This window comes from Cytobacillus oceanisediminis 2691 (assembly GCF_000294775.2).
Taxonomy (GTDB): domain Bacteria; phylum Bacillota; class Bacilli; order Bacillales; family Cytobacillaceae; genus Cytobacillus; species Cytobacillus pseudoceanisediminis.
In genome coordinates this window covers 1,148,889-1,164,366 of sequence record NZ_CP015506.1, presented here as the reverse complement: position 1 = coordinate 1,164,366, position 15,478 = coordinate 1,148,889, and the positions used below count along the sequence as shown (strand labels likewise).

At 40.1% G+C, this 15,478-nt stretch carries 17 protein-coding genes; 9 read left to right on the top strand and 8 right to left on the bottom strand.

The features are described 5' to 3' along the window. Positions 1-10: 10 nt before the first annotated feature. Both A361_RS05960 and A361_RS05955 read left to right on the top strand, forming a co-directional pair. The gene (locus tag A361_RS05960) at positions 11-388 is read left to right on the top strand and encodes a hypothetical protein (protein WP_019383483.1); all 378 of its coding nucleotides are present in this window, start codon (positions 11-13) and stop codon (positions 386-388) included. Then, entirely contained in the window at positions 385-888 is a 504-nt protein-coding gene (locus tag A361_RS05955) for a hypothetical protein (RefSeq protein WP_019383482.1), read from the top strand. The genes A361_RS05960 and A361_RS05955 overlap by 4 nt, the downstream gene beginning before the upstream one ends. A 151-nt stretch (positions 889-1,039) precedes the next feature. Here A361_RS05955 and A361_RS05950 read toward each other — a convergent pair whose 3' ends face one another. The 6 genes from A361_RS05950 to A361_RS05925 all read right to left on the bottom strand — a co-directional run bounded on the left by A361_RS05950 (position 1,040) and on the right by A361_RS05925 (position 7,172). Beyond that, on the bottom strand, positions 1,040-1,822 hold the full coding sequence (locus A361_RS05950; protein ID WP_019383481.1) for an alpha/beta fold hydrolase: 783 nt from the start codon (positions 1,820-1,822) through the stop codon (positions 1,040-1,042). Between the two features lie 16 nt (positions 1,823-1,838). Continuing rightward, positions 1,839-2,168, bottom strand: a complete 330-nt coding sequence (locus A361_RS05945; RefSeq protein WP_082919369.1) for a GNAT family N-acetyltransferase — start codon at positions 2,166-2,168, stop codon at positions 1,839-1,841. Between the two features lie 205 nt (positions 2,169-2,373). Beyond that, a complete protein-coding gene (locus A361_RS05940; RefSeq protein WP_009335798.1) occupies positions 2,374-2,982 on the bottom strand; it encodes an ankyrin repeat domain-containing protein in 609 nt (202 codons plus the stop codon). A 42-nt stretch (positions 2,983-3,024) separates the two neighbouring features. After that, positions 3,025-4,248 carry an amidohydrolase gene (locus tag A361_RS05935; RefSeq protein WP_019383479.1) on the bottom strand — a complete coding sequence of 408 codons (1,224 nt, stop codon included), beginning with the start codon at positions 4,246-4,248 and terminating at the stop codon, positions 3,025-3,027. 27 nt (positions 4,249-4,275) lie between these two features. After that, positions 4,276-5,514: an amidohydrolase family protein gene (locus A361_RS05930; protein WP_019383478.1), complete on the bottom strand. Its 1,239-nt coding sequence runs from the start codon at positions 5,512-5,514 to the stop codon at positions 4,276-4,278. Between the two features lie 80 nt (positions 5,515-5,594). Then, the gene (locus A361_RS05925; RefSeq protein WP_009335795.1) at positions 5,595-7,172 is read right to left on the bottom strand and encodes a glutathione ABC transporter substrate-binding protein; all 1,578 of its coding nucleotides are present in this window, start codon (positions 7,170-7,172) and stop codon (positions 5,595-5,597) included. Positions 7,173-7,451: 279 nt separating this feature from the next. Between A361_RS05925 and A361_RS05920 the strand changes: the two genes are divergently transcribed. From A361_RS05920 to A361_RS05890, 7 genes are all read left to right on the top strand, one after another. Beyond that, positions 7,452-8,357, top strand: coding sequence for an ABC transporter permease (locus A361_RS05920; RefSeq protein WP_009335794.1), 906 nt, complete (start codon positions 7,452-7,454; stop codon positions 8,355-8,357). Between the two features lie 22 nt (positions 8,358-8,379). Then, positions 8,380-9,300, top strand: a complete 921-nt coding sequence (nikB, locus tag A361_RS05915; protein WP_009335793.1) for a nickel ABC transporter permease — start codon at positions 8,380-8,382, stop codon at positions 9,298-9,300. 20 nt (positions 9,301-9,320) lie between these two features. After that, positions 9,321-10,337, top strand: coding sequence for an ABC transporter ATP-binding protein (locus tag A361_RS05910; RefSeq protein WP_009335792.1), 1,017 nt, complete (start codon positions 9,321-9,323; stop codon positions 10,335-10,337). Position 10,338: 1 nt separating this feature from the next. After that, positions 10,339-11,334 (top strand): ABC transporter ATP-binding protein, encoded by a 996-nt coding sequence (locus A361_RS05905; RefSeq protein WP_019383477.1) that lies wholly within the window; start codon positions 10,339-10,341, stop codon positions 11,332-11,334. A 93-nt stretch (positions 11,335-11,427) separates the two neighbouring features. Further along, entirely contained in the window at positions 11,428-12,198 is a 771-nt protein-coding gene (locus A361_RS05900; RefSeq protein ID WP_019383476.1) for a sensor histidine kinase, read from the top strand. After that, a complete protein-coding gene (locus A361_RS05895) occupies positions 12,195-12,887 on the top strand; it encodes a response regulator transcription factor (RefSeq protein WP_019383475.1) in 693 nt (230 codons plus the stop codon). The genes A361_RS05900 and A361_RS05895 overlap by 4 nt, the downstream gene beginning before the upstream one ends. Then, positions 12,884-14,197, top strand: coding sequence for a hypothetical protein (locus A361_RS05890; protein WP_019383474.1), 1,314 nt, complete (start codon positions 12,884-12,886; stop codon positions 14,195-14,197). Before A361_RS05895 ends, A361_RS05890 begins: the two co-directional genes overlap by 4 nt. A 110-nt stretch (positions 14,198-14,307) precedes the next feature. Here the strand turns inward: A361_RS05890 and A361_RS05885 are convergent, their stop codons facing one another. Then, complete coding sequence (locus A361_RS05885) at positions 14,308-14,676, bottom strand: cupin domain-containing protein (protein ID WP_019383473.1); 369 nt, start codon at positions 14,674-14,676, stop codon at positions 14,308-14,310. A 26-nt stretch (positions 14,677-14,702) separates the two neighbouring features. Next, positions 14,703-15,467 (bottom strand): (S)-ureidoglycine aminohydrolase, encoded by a 765-nt coding sequence (allE, locus tag A361_RS05880; RefSeq protein WP_009335786.1) that lies wholly within the window; start codon positions 15,465-15,467, stop codon positions 14,703-14,705. Positions 15,468-15,478 lie beyond the last annotated feature (11 nt).

Genomic DNA, 15,478 nt, shown 5'->3' with positions numbered 1-15,478 from the left:
GGATTTTAGGATGGGATGGGTAATCGCCATATTATTTGGTTCAGCAGTTGTGCTGCTCATTTTATCGTTTTTAAAAACGGCGCAATCCAAATCAAATATTGAGCAGCAAATCGATCAGGTTACTTTTACATTAAAAAATGAAATTCATGAACTGCAGCAGCAAATCAGAAATATTGAATTGGATGCTGAGATTACAGCAAAGCAATCCGGGGCAATGAGCGGGCCATCAGAAGAAAGACTTTTGCTTCGCGAGGTACTGGATTTGCATAAACGCGGATATTCGAATGAAAGCATTGCATTAAAAAAACAGCTTACACCTAACGAGGTCGACCTGATGCTTCTGCCTTATTCAGCGAACAAAGGTGAAAGGAGCATGGTTGCCCAATGACACCAAATACCTTGCGCAGTTTTGCAGCAGGCCTTTTAGCGGCGGCCATCTTGACAGGAAGCGTCTACCTTTTTGGACCTTCAGAAGCAAAAAGTACAGAAAAGCCTTCTGATAAGACAGAGGAAACAGAAAAGCTGTCAGATAAAGAAATGATTGAATTGCTCGCATCTAAAGGCTACGTTATCAACACTGAAGCTGAATGGAGCAAACAGCTCGCTGCTGCAGCAAAGTCCAGCGAGAAGAAAGATGAAAAAACAGAAGAGAAAACTGAGGACAAAACTGGCGAAAAAGTTGTTTACCGGACTATTTTAACCGTATCTATGGGAATGACCAGCATTGACGTTGGGAACGCACTTGAAAAAGCCCATATTATTGAAAGCGGAATTCAATTCTATAAAGATGTAGAAAAACGGGGACTTGAGAACGAATTGCGTCCCGGCACATTTGAAATAGAAAGCGGAATGACTACAGACGAGATCATTTCAGTTATATTTAAGTAAGAAAAGCTCCTTTTCGGTTGAAAAGGAGCTTTTTTTCTATATTTCAATAGTAAAAATGATTAATTTTGCTGTCATAGGAACCTTTATGTGCGGATAACACAAATTTGTGTGCGGATAGAAATAATTATGTGCGCTCAAAAAAAGAGTCTGCTTACTCTTTCAAAAACCTGCGAAGAATCTGAGCCAGTTCTTCCGGTGCTTCGTACATGCTCATATGCCCGGCAGCTTTAATGGTCAATTGTTTGATGTTAGGCCCTTCAACTGCAAATGACTTTTCTGGAGGGATAATCTGGTCTTTGTCTCCAGCAACAAGTAATACCGGGAGCTTTGTACTTTTCAAGACATGGCTGCGGTCCGCACGAAGTTTCATCGCTTTCAGAGCAGCCTTTGCACCTTCAGAGCTTGTACGATAGCCAATCTCTTTGGCCATTTGAATTTCCTTGGGATGTTTCTCACCGGGCGCAAAGAGCTTGGGCACAAGCCCATCAATAAAGGACTCAATTCCCTCTTTATCAATTTTGCCGGCAGCGATATCCCTTCCTTTCTTTCCTTCTTCTGAATCAGGGCTGGCTGTTGAATGGACAAGAGAAAAAGATTTCAGCATGTCTTCATAAGATTCAGCAAATGCAAGGGTTACGTAGCCGCCCAATGAGTGTCCGAAAAGAGATACTTTATCCAGCCCAAGCTCATCTATAGCCCCTTTGATCACTTCAGCCATCTTTTCAATTGACAGTTCACCGGCCGGCAAACTTGACCCCCCATGTCCTGGAAGGTCCACCGCAATGACGCGAAAATCCTCCGCCAAAATTGGAATCATCCTTGCCCAATAATCTTTGCTGCCGCAAAAACCATGCAGCAATACCAGCGGCTCACCTGTGCCTTCATCATAATATGAGATGGCTGTTCCATTTACATTTTTTATTTTTGCATCCATTCAGAAAAAACCTCCTTTATTTCGCGAGTAAATCCTGATATTCGCTCTTTCGGTCAAAAACAGCTTTAGCATATGAGCAGGCAGGAACAATCTTATACCCTTTGATGCGCGCCTCCTGAACGACACTTTCCAGCAGTTTTCCGGCAACTCCCTGACCGCGCAGAGATTCACTTACATATGTATGGTCTATGGTTATGACGGAATCGCCGCTTGGAATATAGGTAATTTCAGCAATCATATTCCCTTCATCATCATTCATAAAAAAACGGTTTTCTTCTTTTTGTATATCTTTATTCATCGCATTTCCTCCTTTATTTAAATATTTCCTTATACTTGATGTTAACATACTGTCTTCAAAATTATCTGAATGTCCTTTCCTATATCTTCCCTGCTAAATAAAACTTTTAAACTTTAGTTTTCTTACTATGCTTTTACATTGCTGCTATTGCTGCTTAGGGAATCAACTTTCAGCACACTTTTATGAACCAAAAGAACTCCCTTTCTGCTATTAAAACAGAAAGGGAGTTCTTTGCCTAAACCTTACTATGCAATTACTCTATACCAGCGGTAAATAAGATATCCTCTATTTCTTTGTATCCTTTTCTTCTGGCGAGCTCAATCGGCTTCACACCATATTGGTCTGTAAGGCTTGTATCGGCCCCGTGTTCAAGCAATATCCTTATGATGGCCTGCTGGGTTTCTCCTCCATCATTCAAAACAATGGCTTCAATCAAAGGTGTCCATCCGCAATAATTGGTATGGTTTACGTTTATATCTGTAGATGTTAAAAGCTCACGAACCACCTCTATATGTCCCTTTTCGCAGGCTGGAGTAATACCCACTCCGCCAAATCTCGTTAAGAGATTAATATCTGCCCCAGCGCTAATCATCATTTTAACTAACTTCAAATCTCCATGAATGCATCCATATAAAAATGGGTTTAAGCTGGTTTGATCTTGAAGATTAATATCTGCCCCTGACTCCGCCAGAAAATGAACCATATCATAATGCTTATTTATCGAAGCAATCAAAATGGCCGTTCGTTTTTTCTTATCCTGAAGATTAATATTAATGCCGCTCTCTAGACAGGCTTTCAAACAGTCAAGGTCACCATTTTCTGCTGCGTCGAATAGCACAAGGCTATCATCAATTTTTAACATATGATCCTCCATAAAATATGGTATTTATATCAGGAAACGTTTTTATGTCAGCTGTCCTGCAACAACTTTCCCTCTAAAAATTACCGCTTCTCTTTTAGGTGTTCTCGCAACTGCTTCTGCCGAACACGAAGCATCGACAAGTACCAAGTTTGCTTCTTCTCCCTCAAGCGGCCAACTCATCTCTCCATCCTTGTTTAATGGGACAGGACCCCCAGTGGCCCATTTTAATGATTGTGCCAGAGAAATTTCATCGCTCTTACGGTAAAGCTCACCATATCTCGTTACTTTTTCCAGCAGATCTCCAGTCCCGAAAGGTCCCCATGAATCATAGAAACCATCGCATCCCAGATAAATATTTACACCTTTTCTGTCCAAGAGTTCAATTGGTGGAAGAGATTTTGTTATAGGAATAGTGGACATGATCGACATTCCAAGCTCATTCAATCTTTCCGCCATTTCTTCTGCTTGCGGGACTGGTACTTCCCCTAAACAAAATGCATGGCTTACAGCAGCACGATTGTGCCACTTTGCTTCTTCTATCATTTCAGCAAATTTATCAATTGTATATAGCCCTACATGTCCTCCATCATGTAAATGGATATCTATATCTGCATCAAATTCTGTACTCAGATTCATGACTTCATAAAGTGACTTTTCAATATTACGGTCAATTCCTGCAGGATCAAGACCGCCTACAATGCTGGCTCCAGATCTCATCGCTTCTTTCATGAGAGGAATTACATGTTCCCTTAAAAGACCGTGTTGAGGGAAAGCTACAATTTCGAATGTCAGTTTGTCGGAATAGTCTTCTAAAGCTTCTCTTACGCCCTCCAGGTTCTTCAAGCCAATATAAGGATCAATATTTACATGGGTACGAATGTGAGTTGACCCCTTAGAAAGGAGAAGCTCAATCATTTTGCTTGCCCGCTGCCTGGCTGTAGGCGCCAATTCCTCAAGCTCCATTGCTTCATACCTTAAACGTTCCTCTAAATTTTTGACCGGCCTGCAAGCCTTCCAATCAAGAGAAAGATAGGTCTTATCAAGATGGTTGTGCATCTCTTTAAAAGATGGCAGTGCCAAAAACCCTCTTCCATCCACTGTATCTTCATTTTTCGAAATTTCATATCCGCTGCTCTGTTTTTCTATTACTTTTCCATCTTCAATTTTCAAATGAAATAGTTCAGTTTTTGTAGTATAAACTCCCTTTTCATCCTGGAGGTATCCAGTTTCAAGCTTAATGTTTGTTAACCAATGGGACTTAGGCATTACTTAACCCTCCTTTTTGCTCTTAAGCTATGAATTTATTATGTTTAGTTCAGTTCGTTTGCTTTCAACCTTATTGCCTTTGAAAAATAATGACTCAACCGGTGCTCTTCTTGCAATTGCCTCTGCTGAACATGTCGCATCAACCAGCATCATCGTTGCATCGTCGCCGACTTTTGGCCAAACCCTTTCACCAGCTTTATTCAGGGGAGTAATACCGCCAGTTGCAAACTTCAAGACTGATGATAAAGAATATTCATCAATCATTCGGAACCTTTCCGCAAGGGTCCCCAGTTTCTGTATGGTGTTTCCTGTTCCGAACGGGGACCAGTGATCGGTGATGCTGTCATGGCCTACTGAAACGGGAATACCATAACGATCAAGGGCAGGAACTGGAATAGCTGTACGATTAATTGGAATGGTAGTGGTCACGTCAATTTCCTGCTCTTTTAATATTGCCGCCATCTCAGCCAATGCTTCTCCGGACAGGTCGGCTAAAGCAATTCCATGGCTAATTGTTGCTCTTCCTGCCATGCCTGCTTCTTTTGTATAATCTGCCATTCTCTCAAATGTAAAAGCTCCCAATGTGTTAGGATCATGAAGATGGATATCGACTCCCTTATTATGCTCTGCTGCAATTTCAAAAATGGTATGCAGGGACTTTTCAATGTTTCTGTCCACGGTAGCTGGATCCACACCGCCAACCAGGGTGGCACCATTTTTCATAGCATCACGAATTAACTGAACAGAGCCGCTCCTCAGCAGTCCATGCTGCGGAAACGCAACAATGTCATATGTAAGGACATCTTCATATTTTTTTAGTGCATTGACAGTAGCTTCCAAGTTTTTCAGGCCAATTACAGGGTCAACATTACAATGTGTGCGAATGTGGGTATGGCCATTTTCCAAATATAGCTCTATCATTTTTTCAGCACGTTCTTGTGCGGTTGGGAGAAGCTTTGGCAGAAGTTCCTTTTCCTCTTCTAATCTAGTGAAAATGCCATTTGTGATTGGTGTACAGGCTTTCCATGGCCCGCCGTAATAGGTTTTGTCAATATGAATGTGCATATCTCTTAAAGAAGGAAGCAGAAGCTTCTGTTTTGCATCAAGTTGGTTTTCATTAGAATCTGGGGCAAGCAGTGAAATTTCTGCAATTTTTCCAGCTTCGATTTTCAAGTGGCAAATTTCTGTGCTTGTCCCTGTAATTTGTTCATTTTCGTAAATGAATCCTTTTTCTAGCCGAACATTTGTAATCCATAGAGCTGTCATTCTGATTCCTCCTAAAATTGAAAATGAAGGAAAAGCACTTTTGCTTCAAAAGTACTTTTCCGTTTCCCTTTTTAATTTACTTACTTAATTACTGCATCATCAATCATTAAATAATTGGCAGCATTCAGCCAAAAGCCGCTTACATTTTTACTGTGCGCAGCCATATGTTCATAGTTTCGGATTGGAATATAGACCGCATCCTCTAATTCCATTTGCATTACTCTTTCATAAAGATCCTTCCGCTTTGCTTCGTCAGTCTCTCTTCGTGCTTCTTCGATAATTTTGTCTACCTCTGGGTTGCTGTAATAAAAATGGTTTCCAGGAGGTCCCTGTGAAGCAGTATGGAAAAGGTTGTACTGATTATAATCACCATCTCCAGTGGCATTTCCCCATCCTCCGATAAATAGATCATGCTCAGATTTATCAATTGTATCGATATATGCTCCATATTCCATTACTTGAATATCTACCTCAACGCCAATTCCCTTTAATTGCGATTGAATAACTTCAGCCATATTGATGCGTTCTTTTCTATCACTTGTCAGTAATTTAAGCTTAAGTCCGTTTTCATATCCGGCTTCTTTTAACAATTTCTTTGCTTCATTTAGATCATAATCATAAGGCTTAACTTTTTCACTGTGGCCAAACACCTTTGGACTCATCGCGGCATTAGCAAGTGTGCCCACATTGTTATAAACCCCTTTAATGATCGCTTCTCTCTCAACTGCATGGCTGATTGCTTTGCGGACTTTAACATCATCCAATGGTTTTTTCTTCGTGTTAAATCCAATATATTCAACTGCAAGCCCCTCAGCCCGGAGAAGTCCCATCGATTCAGAAGCCTCAATTCGCTCAATTTCTGTAACAGGCACCTGATCATTAATGTGTGCTTCCCCTGTTTCAATCATAGCCAGCCGAGTCGCGTCTTCAGGTACAACCTTAAAAACAACTTCATCAATACTTGGACTTTTTCCCCAATAATTTTCATTTTTCTTCAAGGAAATTTCCTGTCCAGTCTTCCAATTTTCAAAAACAAACGGGCCTGTACCAACAGGTTTCTCTGCAAGCGTCTCCTGGTTTTCCGCCAGCGCCTTTGGACTCATGATGCTTCCTTCACTGCTTGCAAGAATAGAAAGCAGCGGAGCATACGGGTAATCAAGCAATAATTGTACTGTGTATTCATCAATTACTTTTACTTCATTAATCATCGCGAATTTCTCACGCTGAGGCGATCCAGTGTTTGGATCCAGCAAACGATCAAAGGTGGCCTTCACAGCTTCAGAGTTAAACGGTGTACCGTCATGAAAGGATACCCCTTCCTTTAGTTTAAACTCCCAGGTCGTATCATCAATGACATTCCACTCTGTTGCCAGCAGCGGCTGAATGTTCATATCTTTATCTGGTTCCACTAAAGTTTCATATACTTTTTGATAAATAATATTTGCTGAAGGAATGTCTGTAATAAAGTGAGGATCTAATTTTGTTGCATCTGATAAACGGACAACTGTCAATGTACCCCCATCCTTTTTACCTTCGGATTCATTGCCAGCTTCCTGCTCTGTTTTTGTTTGTGTAGAACATGCTGTTGACAGCAGCATCATTAAGCTTAGGAAAATCATTAGCAATCCCTTTCGAAAGTGCTTTCTATCTTTCTCCATTTTTCTCTCCCCTTTTTTAGTAAATAATTCCGGTAATAAACTCAATGTTCACCGTCCCTCCGTAAATGCATATCTGCATTATAGAAGATGATGCACTTAGATATTTACAGAATATTTACTTGATTTTTAAATATTTTGACAACTATTTTTAAAAATATTTACTTTACAGGTAATTTTGATAATTTTAACTAAACGTTTGCAATCCATTCTTCTTTTGAAAGGAGGAAGACTGATTTTCAATTTACTGCTAGTAAAAAAATCTTTTAGGGGGGAAATAAGATGACAGTTCAAGTAAAAACGGAGCAGCCAGATATAGCTGTAAAGACATTGATTAGCGGCTCAAAGGAGTCTAGAATAAAAGATTTTCTTTCTATATTGAGGCAAAATAAAGCAGCACTTGCTGGGGCTATTATTATTTTTGTTTATCTGTTAATGGCGGCATTTGCACCGCTGCTGGCTCCATATAGCCCATACGAAATTGATTTGGAAAATAAGCTGACTCCTCCATCTGCAGACCACTGGATGGGAACAGATGATAAAGGAAGAGATATTTTAAGCCGGATTCTATATGGTTCAAGGCTTTCAATGGGGGTCGGATTTGCTGCTGTGTTATTCGGAGCATTTTTCGGAATCATTTTTGGTCTTGTAGCTGGGTATTATGGCAAATGGGTTGACACCATTATCATGAGGATGATGGATGTTATGCTTGCATTCCCAGGGATTCTCCTTGCTCTAGCAATTATTGCAGCACTGGGTCCAAGTCTGATTAATGTGACCATAGCAGTAGGAGCTTTTTCTGTACCTTTATTTGCTAGAATCGTCCGGGGATCTACTTTAGAAGTAAAGCGCCTTGAGTATATTGATGCAATCCGATCGCTTGGCGCCTCTGATTTTGTCATTATATCCAGGCATATTTTCCCGAATATTCTTTCACCCATTATTGTTCAAGGGACTCTGCGATTGGCTACCGCCATTCTGTCAGCAGCTGGATTATCATTCCTCGGCCTGGGTGCACAGCCGCCTTCACCTGAATGGGGAACCATGCTCAGCAGCGGGAGGGATTTCTTATTCTCCGCACCTTATATCGCCCTATTTCCAGGTCTTGCCATCTCTATTCTAGTTCTTGGATTTAATATTTTTGGTGATGGTTTGCGTGATGCGTTTGACCCTAGGATGAAAAAATAAAAGCTTTGAGGAGGTTATATCTATGCTGATGTTTATATTACGCCGGATTTTACAAACAATCCCGGTCATTATTGGAGTTACTTTTGTTGTCTTCTTTATTATGCAGCTCGTTCCAGGGGATCCTGCAGTACTTCTTGCTGGTGAAGGCGCCTCAAAAGAAACGATTGAAGCTATTCGAGACCAGCTTGGATTAAATCAGCCTTTATATATCCAATACTTCGAATATTTAACGAGTGTGTTTAAGGGGGATTTAGGTGTCTCCTTAAAAAACAGCCAGCCTGTTCTTGATGAAATATTAGTAAGACTGCCAATTACCATTGAACTCGCCTTCTTTAGCATCATTATTACAATCGTGCTGGGAATGGCAGCAGGAATTATTTCAGCTGTTAAACCTTATTCTTTGACCGATGTCAGCGTCATGCTTGTTGCACTCTTAGGAATTTCACTTCCAAGCTTCTGGTTTGGCCTCATGCTTATGTATTTCTTCTCTGTTAAGCTTCAAATTTTGCCGGTTGCAGGATGGGACAGTCTGCTCCATGTCATCTTGCCGGCTATTACCCTTGGAGCAGGAGGAGCAGCAATTGTCGCAAGGATGACCAGATCTAGCATGCTGGAAGTTATTCGCCAGGATTATATTCGGACAGCACGTGCAAAAGGGCTTCGCGAACGAATCATTATTTATAAACATGCACTGAGAAATGCCCTGATTCCAGTGATTACGGTTGTGGGCCTGCAGTTTGGCGCACTCCTTGGAGGCACCGTATTGGTGGAATCGATCTTTGCTATTAATGGACTGGGAAGAATGATTGTCGATGCAATTCGAATGCGTGATCTTCCAATGGTCCAGGGAGGAGTATTATTTGCCTCACTTATTTTCGTAGTTGTGAATTTATTCGTAGATGTCTTCTATCGGTTCTTCAATAAACGCATTGAGCTAAATTAAGTTAAGGGTGGTGACTGGATATGAAAGAAAGTAACAGGCCAATACTTGAAGTAAAAGGATTAAAAACCCACTTTACAACAAAGCGGGGAGTCAGCAAAGCGGTTGATGGCATCGATTTTACACTGCATAAAGGGGAAACGCTGGGAATTGTAGGGGAATCCGGATGCGGGAAAAGTATGACTTCCCTCTCTATTCTCCGCCTCATTCCTTCTCCACCGGGAAAAATTGCCGGGGGTTCCGTTCTTTTTAAAGGAAGAGATTTAGTTACAATGCCAGAGGATGAAATGAGAAAAATTCGCGGGAATGAAATATCTATGATTTTTCAGGAGCCAATGACTTCCTTGAATCCTGTAATCCCGGTTGGGGAACAAATTGCAGAAGCTTTGAGGCTGCACCAAAAGATGGGAAAAAAAGCTGCATGGGATAAGTCAGTTGATATGCTGAAGATGGTTGGAATCCCCTCTCCTGAAAAACGAGCGAAACAAGAACCGTTCCAATTGAGCGGAGGGATGCGCCAGCGTGTCATGATTGCTATGGCTCTTGCATGTACACCTGAGGTATTAATAGCAGATGAGCCAACCACTGCCTTGGATGTTACGATTCAAGCGCAAATACTGGAGCTGATAAAAGAGCTGCAAACAAAAATAGGAATGGGTGTTATCATGATTACCCACGATTTGGGAGTTGTGGCAGAAACTTGTGATAAGGTAGCGGTAATGTATGCCGGAAATATAGTCGAGCATGCTTCTACAGAGCAAATATTTGCTGATCCAAAGCACCCTTATACGCAAGGGCTATTGAACTCATTGCCCAAAATCCATGAAGATCAGGAAGAACTAATTACGATAGATGGCAGTGTCCCCAGCCCTTACAATATGCCTGGCGGATGCCGGTTCGCCTCTAGATGCCCTTATGCGGAAGATATATGTGCTGCACACCAGCCTGATCTTGTTTCCTATTCTGAAGATATTAAAGTAAGATGCTGGAAATACACCGACAAGTGGACTGGCAAAAGAGATAAAGAAGGGGTTGTCTAACGTGGAAACGACAGCAGAAAAAAATATCATCTTGCAAGTAGATCGATTAAAACAATATTTCCCGGTTAAAAAAGACTCTATCTTCAAGCCAAAGGCATATGTAAAGGCGGTAGACGATATTTCATTTGAGCTTTTTGAAGGTGAGACATTAAGTATAGTTGGGGAGTCCGGATGCGGGAAATCAACAACCGGACGTGCAATTTTAAGGCTTGATGAACCTACTGACGGAAAGGTTCTTTATATGGGGAAAAATATTTTAACGTTAAATAAAAAGGATATGAGAAAACTTAGAGGTGATTTGCAGGTTATATTTCAAGATCCTTTTGCTTCTCTTAATCCCCGGCAAATGGTGAAGCAAATTTTAAATGAAGCCATGGCCATTCAGAATGTGGTTGAAAAATCAAGGCGAAAGGAAAGAATGCTGGAACTGCTTGGCTATGTCGGACTTCCTCCAGAAGCACTTGACAGATATCCGCATGAATTTAGCGGCGGCCAGCGCCAGCGTATTGGAATCGCCAGAGCATTGGCCGTTAATCCAAAATTAATCATTTGTGATGAAGCTGTATCTGCCCTGGATGTATCTATCCAGGCACAAATTCTCAATTTATTAAAGAAGCTGCAAAAGCAGTTTAAATTGACCTTCCTTTTTATCTCTCATGACCTTAGTGTCGTCAGGCATATTTCAGACAGGGTTATGGTGATGTATCTGGGAAAAGTGGTCGAGATTGCAGAGAAAAAAGAAATGTTCGACTCTCCGCTTCACCCGTATACAAAAGCACTGCTCTCGTCTATTCCAGTTCCGGATCCAACTTTAAAAAGGGACCGCGTCATATTAAAAGGAGATGTTCCATCACCGATTGATCCTCCTGGAGGCTGCAGGTTTCATACACGCTGTCCTTTTGCTGTTGAAAAATGCAAGCAAGAGGAACCTCCCCTTAGGGAGCTGGTTAATAATCACTTTGTAAGCTGTCCTATCGCTGAAACTCTTCCAGTTTAATACAAATACCTCTATTTTGTATAAAATGTTATATTAAAAAAGGGATAGGTTATTATACCTCCCTTTTTTAATACTTAAGGAGAAACGAACCACATGCTGCCTATTGAATCATTCTCCATATACATTATGTTTTGTGTTCTGGTTCCGCTGGCGGGAGCCTTTACCCTGCTATTTTTATTTGTTTTTGAAAAAAGAATTGATTTACTTGAGAGGCAAAAAAGAGAAATAGCGTTAGAATGTGAACTTCAAACAGCTTTATACAATCAATTAAACCAGGAAATCCAGCCGCATTTCTTTTTTAATACCTTAAACTCCATCCTGGCTCTAGCTAGGCTGGACCGTAAAGCAGAATTAATACGGTCCATTGAAACCCTTTCAAAACTGCTAAAATTTAAATATCGGACTTTAAATAATTTCATATCAATTGAAGATGAGCTTACTTATGTTAATTACTATCTGGAGATACAGAAAACAAGATTTAGAGATCGTCTTCATTATGAAATTCATTTGGACAACCATGTGAATAATGCCATTATCATTCCCTTTTTAATACAAACACTTGTGGAAAATGCTTTTAAGCATGCCTTTGAAAGACATATTGGCGAGGCCTTATTAAAAATAAAAATAATAAAGATCGAATCAGCGATTCATGTTTCAGTGTGGAACAATTCTTTAGAGCGCTATGAAACAAGTCCCCAGGATGGCGGCGTGGGGCTGGAGAATATAAAAAGAAGACTTGAACTATTATTTCCCAATGATGAAACTTCTGTGCAATTAACAGACCAGGGAGATGGAACAGCAGTTTTGGCTATATTCCCCCACGTTATTATGTCAGAGAAATTGGAAGGAGAAAGGATGCAATGAATATTCTGCTTGTAGATGATGAACTTATAGAATTGGAACAGCTGGAATATCTCATCAAAAAGAAATTTCCCAATTGGATTCTTTTTAAGGCTCAGGATGCCTCACAAGCTCTTCAAATTATAAAAAAGCACGACATCTTTCTCGCTTTCCTTGATATTCAGCTCCCAGGCAAATCAGGGTTAGATTTAGCTATGGAGCTTTCCGCAGCTGGTAATATTGACTTAATCATGGTTACAGCCTATCAAAACTTTGATTATATTCAAAAATCACTCAGGCTTGGAGTAGTTGATTATATTACAAAGCCCGTCATTGAAGAGGAGTTAATGAGCGTTTTGCGGAGGTATGAACGAATTGGCAGCTACTCTGAGCAAATTGTTAAGGCTTTGCAAATTATTCAAAAGGAATACAATGAAAAGCTTACTTTAAATTATTTAGCATCTAAAATTCATATCAATTCAGCTTATCTGAGCAGAAAATTTCACGAGGAAGTAGGAATGGGCTTTTCCGAATACTTAAATGACTTTCGATTAAAACAGGCACAAAAAATGCTGATTGAAAGCCCTGAATTAAGCATTAGCACCATTTCAGAAAAGTGCGGATTTAACAGTCAGCACTACTTTAGCCAAATCTTTCGGAAAATGACTGGCCAATCACCCAGGGATTACCGCATGAAGGAGACTTCACAATGAAGAAAACCGATTTTCAATACTATATTGGCGGAGCATTTCAGCTGGGAATCGGTTTTGGTGTTGTGAGTCTTTTGTCAAGATGGGTAACAGGCAATACCATTCTTTCATCTCCCGAAACATTAATAAAGTATGGGTTAACCGGAGGAATCGGCTATTCCCTTATGGGGGCTCTTGCACTCATTTTATTTGGAATATTAGCAAAAAAGATTCGAGATCGGTTTCATGACCAGCAAACGATAGGTGATGTATTGCGCAAAAGATTGACTCCACCCGGTTACTGGTTCATGATTTTTATTCTTCTCGTAATTAGTTTCCATTCTATATTCGTTCAAGCTATGGGGGCAGGAATCCTACTGCACATGATTTTTCCCCTGCCTGTTTTTTCTGTTATGGTTTTCTTTTTATTGTTTTGTTTTTTTATTGGGGGAGCAGGGGGCATGCAAAGAATCCATCAGCTTGCAGGCATTAATGTCGTACTCATATTCAGCGCTGTCATCATCATCCCTGTTTACTTTTATATCCAGGAAGGTGTATATCCTGTTTATGAAGGCATTAAATTATATCATCCATACATCCTTTACGTTAAAAACACGGAAGCTATTTTGTTTATTTTCACAGCTATTTTAATTGGCTTTGGACAAGTAATTATTGATCGTGCCTCATGGCAAAGAGTTTTTATTATAAAAAAAGAAAAGCTGAGAATTACTTTTACACTAGCGGGTTTAATTTGGGCAACTATTCCTCTTGCATTATCATCTTTGATCATGATTATTATTTTTGGAAGAAGCTATGATTCCATATATTCCTTGTTATTTGAGTTAATAGGAAAAATCAATTCAACATTGCTTATTGTTTTATTTGTCCTGTTTTGCTTCAGTGCCATTTCTTCTGCAATTAGTGCAGAATTACATGCTGTTGTCACATTGATCATTAAAAATATCGTCGGGATGCTTCGCCCCCTCAGCAATAAAGAAAAATGGGGATTCACCTATCTGTTTTCCGGAGCCATGTGTTTATTATTACTTATTATCGTTAGTATCCTGCCTCCATCTCCTATCGAACTGCTGTTTTTTTTCGGTAATACTTATGCTTCCATGATTGTTCCCATGCTGTATATTATCCTTGGCAGTAAAACCTTGCCTGCCCTTATTCCCCTTGCATCTATTATTGGGACTGCCGGGGGGTTTGCAGCTTTGCCTATTATGGAAAATCTTCTTACGATTTGGATCAGCTTTTCCCTGTCCAGCTTAATTTGCTTAGGTTATTTCATTTACAATCTATTAAGAACGAAGCTGACTGTGAAAGTTTAGCCGGGGTGCTTGTTTGTTATGAACATAAATTGGATCTAATTATACATATCGCTCTCTTCCAGAAAACTGGCTGAGAGCGATACACTTTTTAAAAGACTACAGCCTGCAAGTCAATATCTTGTTATATCCATTGGCAAAGACCCGGCTGCAAATCCAACAAATAAAAACCTGTCCTTCCCGGTATTGCGCATTCCATGAATCTGATTAGGCTTAGCAAGGATCACCATGCCTTTACTTATTTGAATTTCATTCTCCAAGTCAGGAAAGTAGGTTCCTGTTCCCTCCATACAAACCCATATATCATCAACATTGGAGTGAGAATGCAAGTATACCTCCTGTCCAGGTTCCAGACACCAGACAGCTCCTGCCGTTTTATCAGTTTCATAAAAATAGTTCTTTTGCGGTTTATCTGAATCGAACTTTGCTATTTTATCGATTTCAAAAACTCTTTCTTCCATAATCTTCTGTATGTTTGGCACCGCTATTTCTCCTCTCCTGTAATTTTTTATAGTTCCGCATCCCGATTGCAATCTTTTGAGTAGATATATGTTAAATTTTCTCTCCCTATAGCGTACGCTGCCTGGTGAACATAAGGGCCCATGAAAATATAATCGCCTTTTTTTACTGGAATCCACTTGTTATCGAGATTATACATCCCTTCTCCGGAAAGGATATATGCTCCGTGTTCCTGAACATGTGTTTCAATAAACGGGTGGCTCGCAGCAGGATCGAACGAAAGGATATGAAAATTCATATCAAAATCTAAATCAGCAGGCAACAGATCTTTAATGTTGACATTATGCATATCATCGTAGTTCCTGAATTCTATTCTATTTGCATGTCCTGATATAACCCAGGGCTTTCTCCCTTCAAGACGGCGATATTTCTGCTTGTATAAGAAGAGCTTAGAATCCCCATCATTCATATTTTCTAAGTACATTTTCACTCCCGGCGGACAATAAAGGTATCCGCTTTCCTCTAAGATAAATTCTTTTTCATCTGCTGAAGCTTTTATTTTCCCCTCCAGTATGTAAACAAATGTCTGTACTTCCTCCTGTCCGCCAAAGCCTTCTTTATTTCCGCCTTCTTTTTTCATTGTCACATGATAGTCGACAAAGCTTGCCCCAAGCTTAGGAGAACCTAAAATCGAAATATGGCAATGATGAAATCCAGGAATAACATTGTTCACTAATCCTTCAGGTGCAATTAAAGCATATTTTCCATGTTCTATTACAGACCTGCTCGATAATAAATCTTTTGGATAACCCATATATAACTCCC

What these genes read in the sequence shown, in the direction of transcription:
- A361_RS05960 (WP_019383483.1), top strand. Translation starts at nt 11, where the DNA reads ATGGGATGGGTAATCGCCATATTATTTGGTTCAGCAGTTGTGCTGCTC.
- A361_RS05955 (WP_019383482.1), top strand. Translation starts at nt 385, where the DNA reads ATGACACCAAATACCTTGCGCAGTTTTGCAGCAGGCCTTTTAGCGGCG.
- A361_RS05950 (WP_019383481.1), bottom strand. Translation starts at nt 1,822, where the DNA reads ATGGATGCAAAAATAAAAAATGTAAATGGAACAGCCATCTCATATTAT.
- A361_RS05945 (WP_082919369.1), bottom strand. Translation starts at nt 2,168, where the DNA reads ATGTTAACATCAAGTATAAGGAAATATTTAAATAAAGGAGGAAATGCG.
- A361_RS05940 (WP_009335798.1), bottom strand. Translation starts at nt 2,982, where the DNA reads ATGTTAAAAATTGATGATAGCCTTGTGCTATTCGACGCAGCAGAAAAT.
- A361_RS05935 (WP_019383479.1), bottom strand. Translation starts at nt 4,248, where the DNA reads ATGCCTAAGTCCCATTGGTTAACAAACATTAAGCTTGAAACTGGATAC.
- A361_RS05930 (WP_019383478.1), bottom strand. Translation starts at nt 5,514, where the DNA reads ATGACAGCTCTATGGATTACAAATGTTCGGCTAGAAAAAGGATTCATT.
- A361_RS05925 (WP_009335795.1), bottom strand. Translation starts at nt 7,172, where the DNA reads ATGGAGAAAGATAGAAAGCACTTTCGAAAGGGATTGCTAATGATTTTC.
- A361_RS05920 (WP_009335794.1), top strand. Translation starts at nt 7,452, where the DNA reads ATGACAGTTCAAGTAAAAACGGAGCAGCCAGATATAGCTGTAAAGACA.
- nikB (WP_009335793.1), top strand. Translation starts at nt 8,380, where the DNA reads ATGCTGATGTTTATATTACGCCGGATTTTACAAACAATCCCGGTCATT.
- A361_RS05910 (WP_009335792.1), top strand. Translation starts at nt 9,321, where the DNA reads ATGAAAGAAAGTAACAGGCCAATACTTGAAGTAAAAGGATTAAAAACC.
- A361_RS05900 (WP_019383476.1), top strand. Translation starts at nt 11,428, where the DNA reads ATGCTGCCTATTGAATCATTCTCCATATACATTATGTTTTGTGTTCTG.
- A361_RS05895 (WP_019383475.1), top strand. Translation starts at nt 12,195, where the DNA reads ATGAATATTCTGCTTGTAGATGATGAACTTATAGAATTGGAACAGCTG.
- A361_RS05890 (WP_019383474.1), top strand. Translation starts at nt 12,884, where the DNA reads ATGAAGAAAACCGATTTTCAATACTATATTGGCGGAGCATTTCAGCTG.
- allE (WP_009335786.1), bottom strand. Translation starts at nt 15,467, where the DNA reads ATGGGTTATCCAAAAGATTTATTATCGAGCAGGTCTGTAATAGAACAT.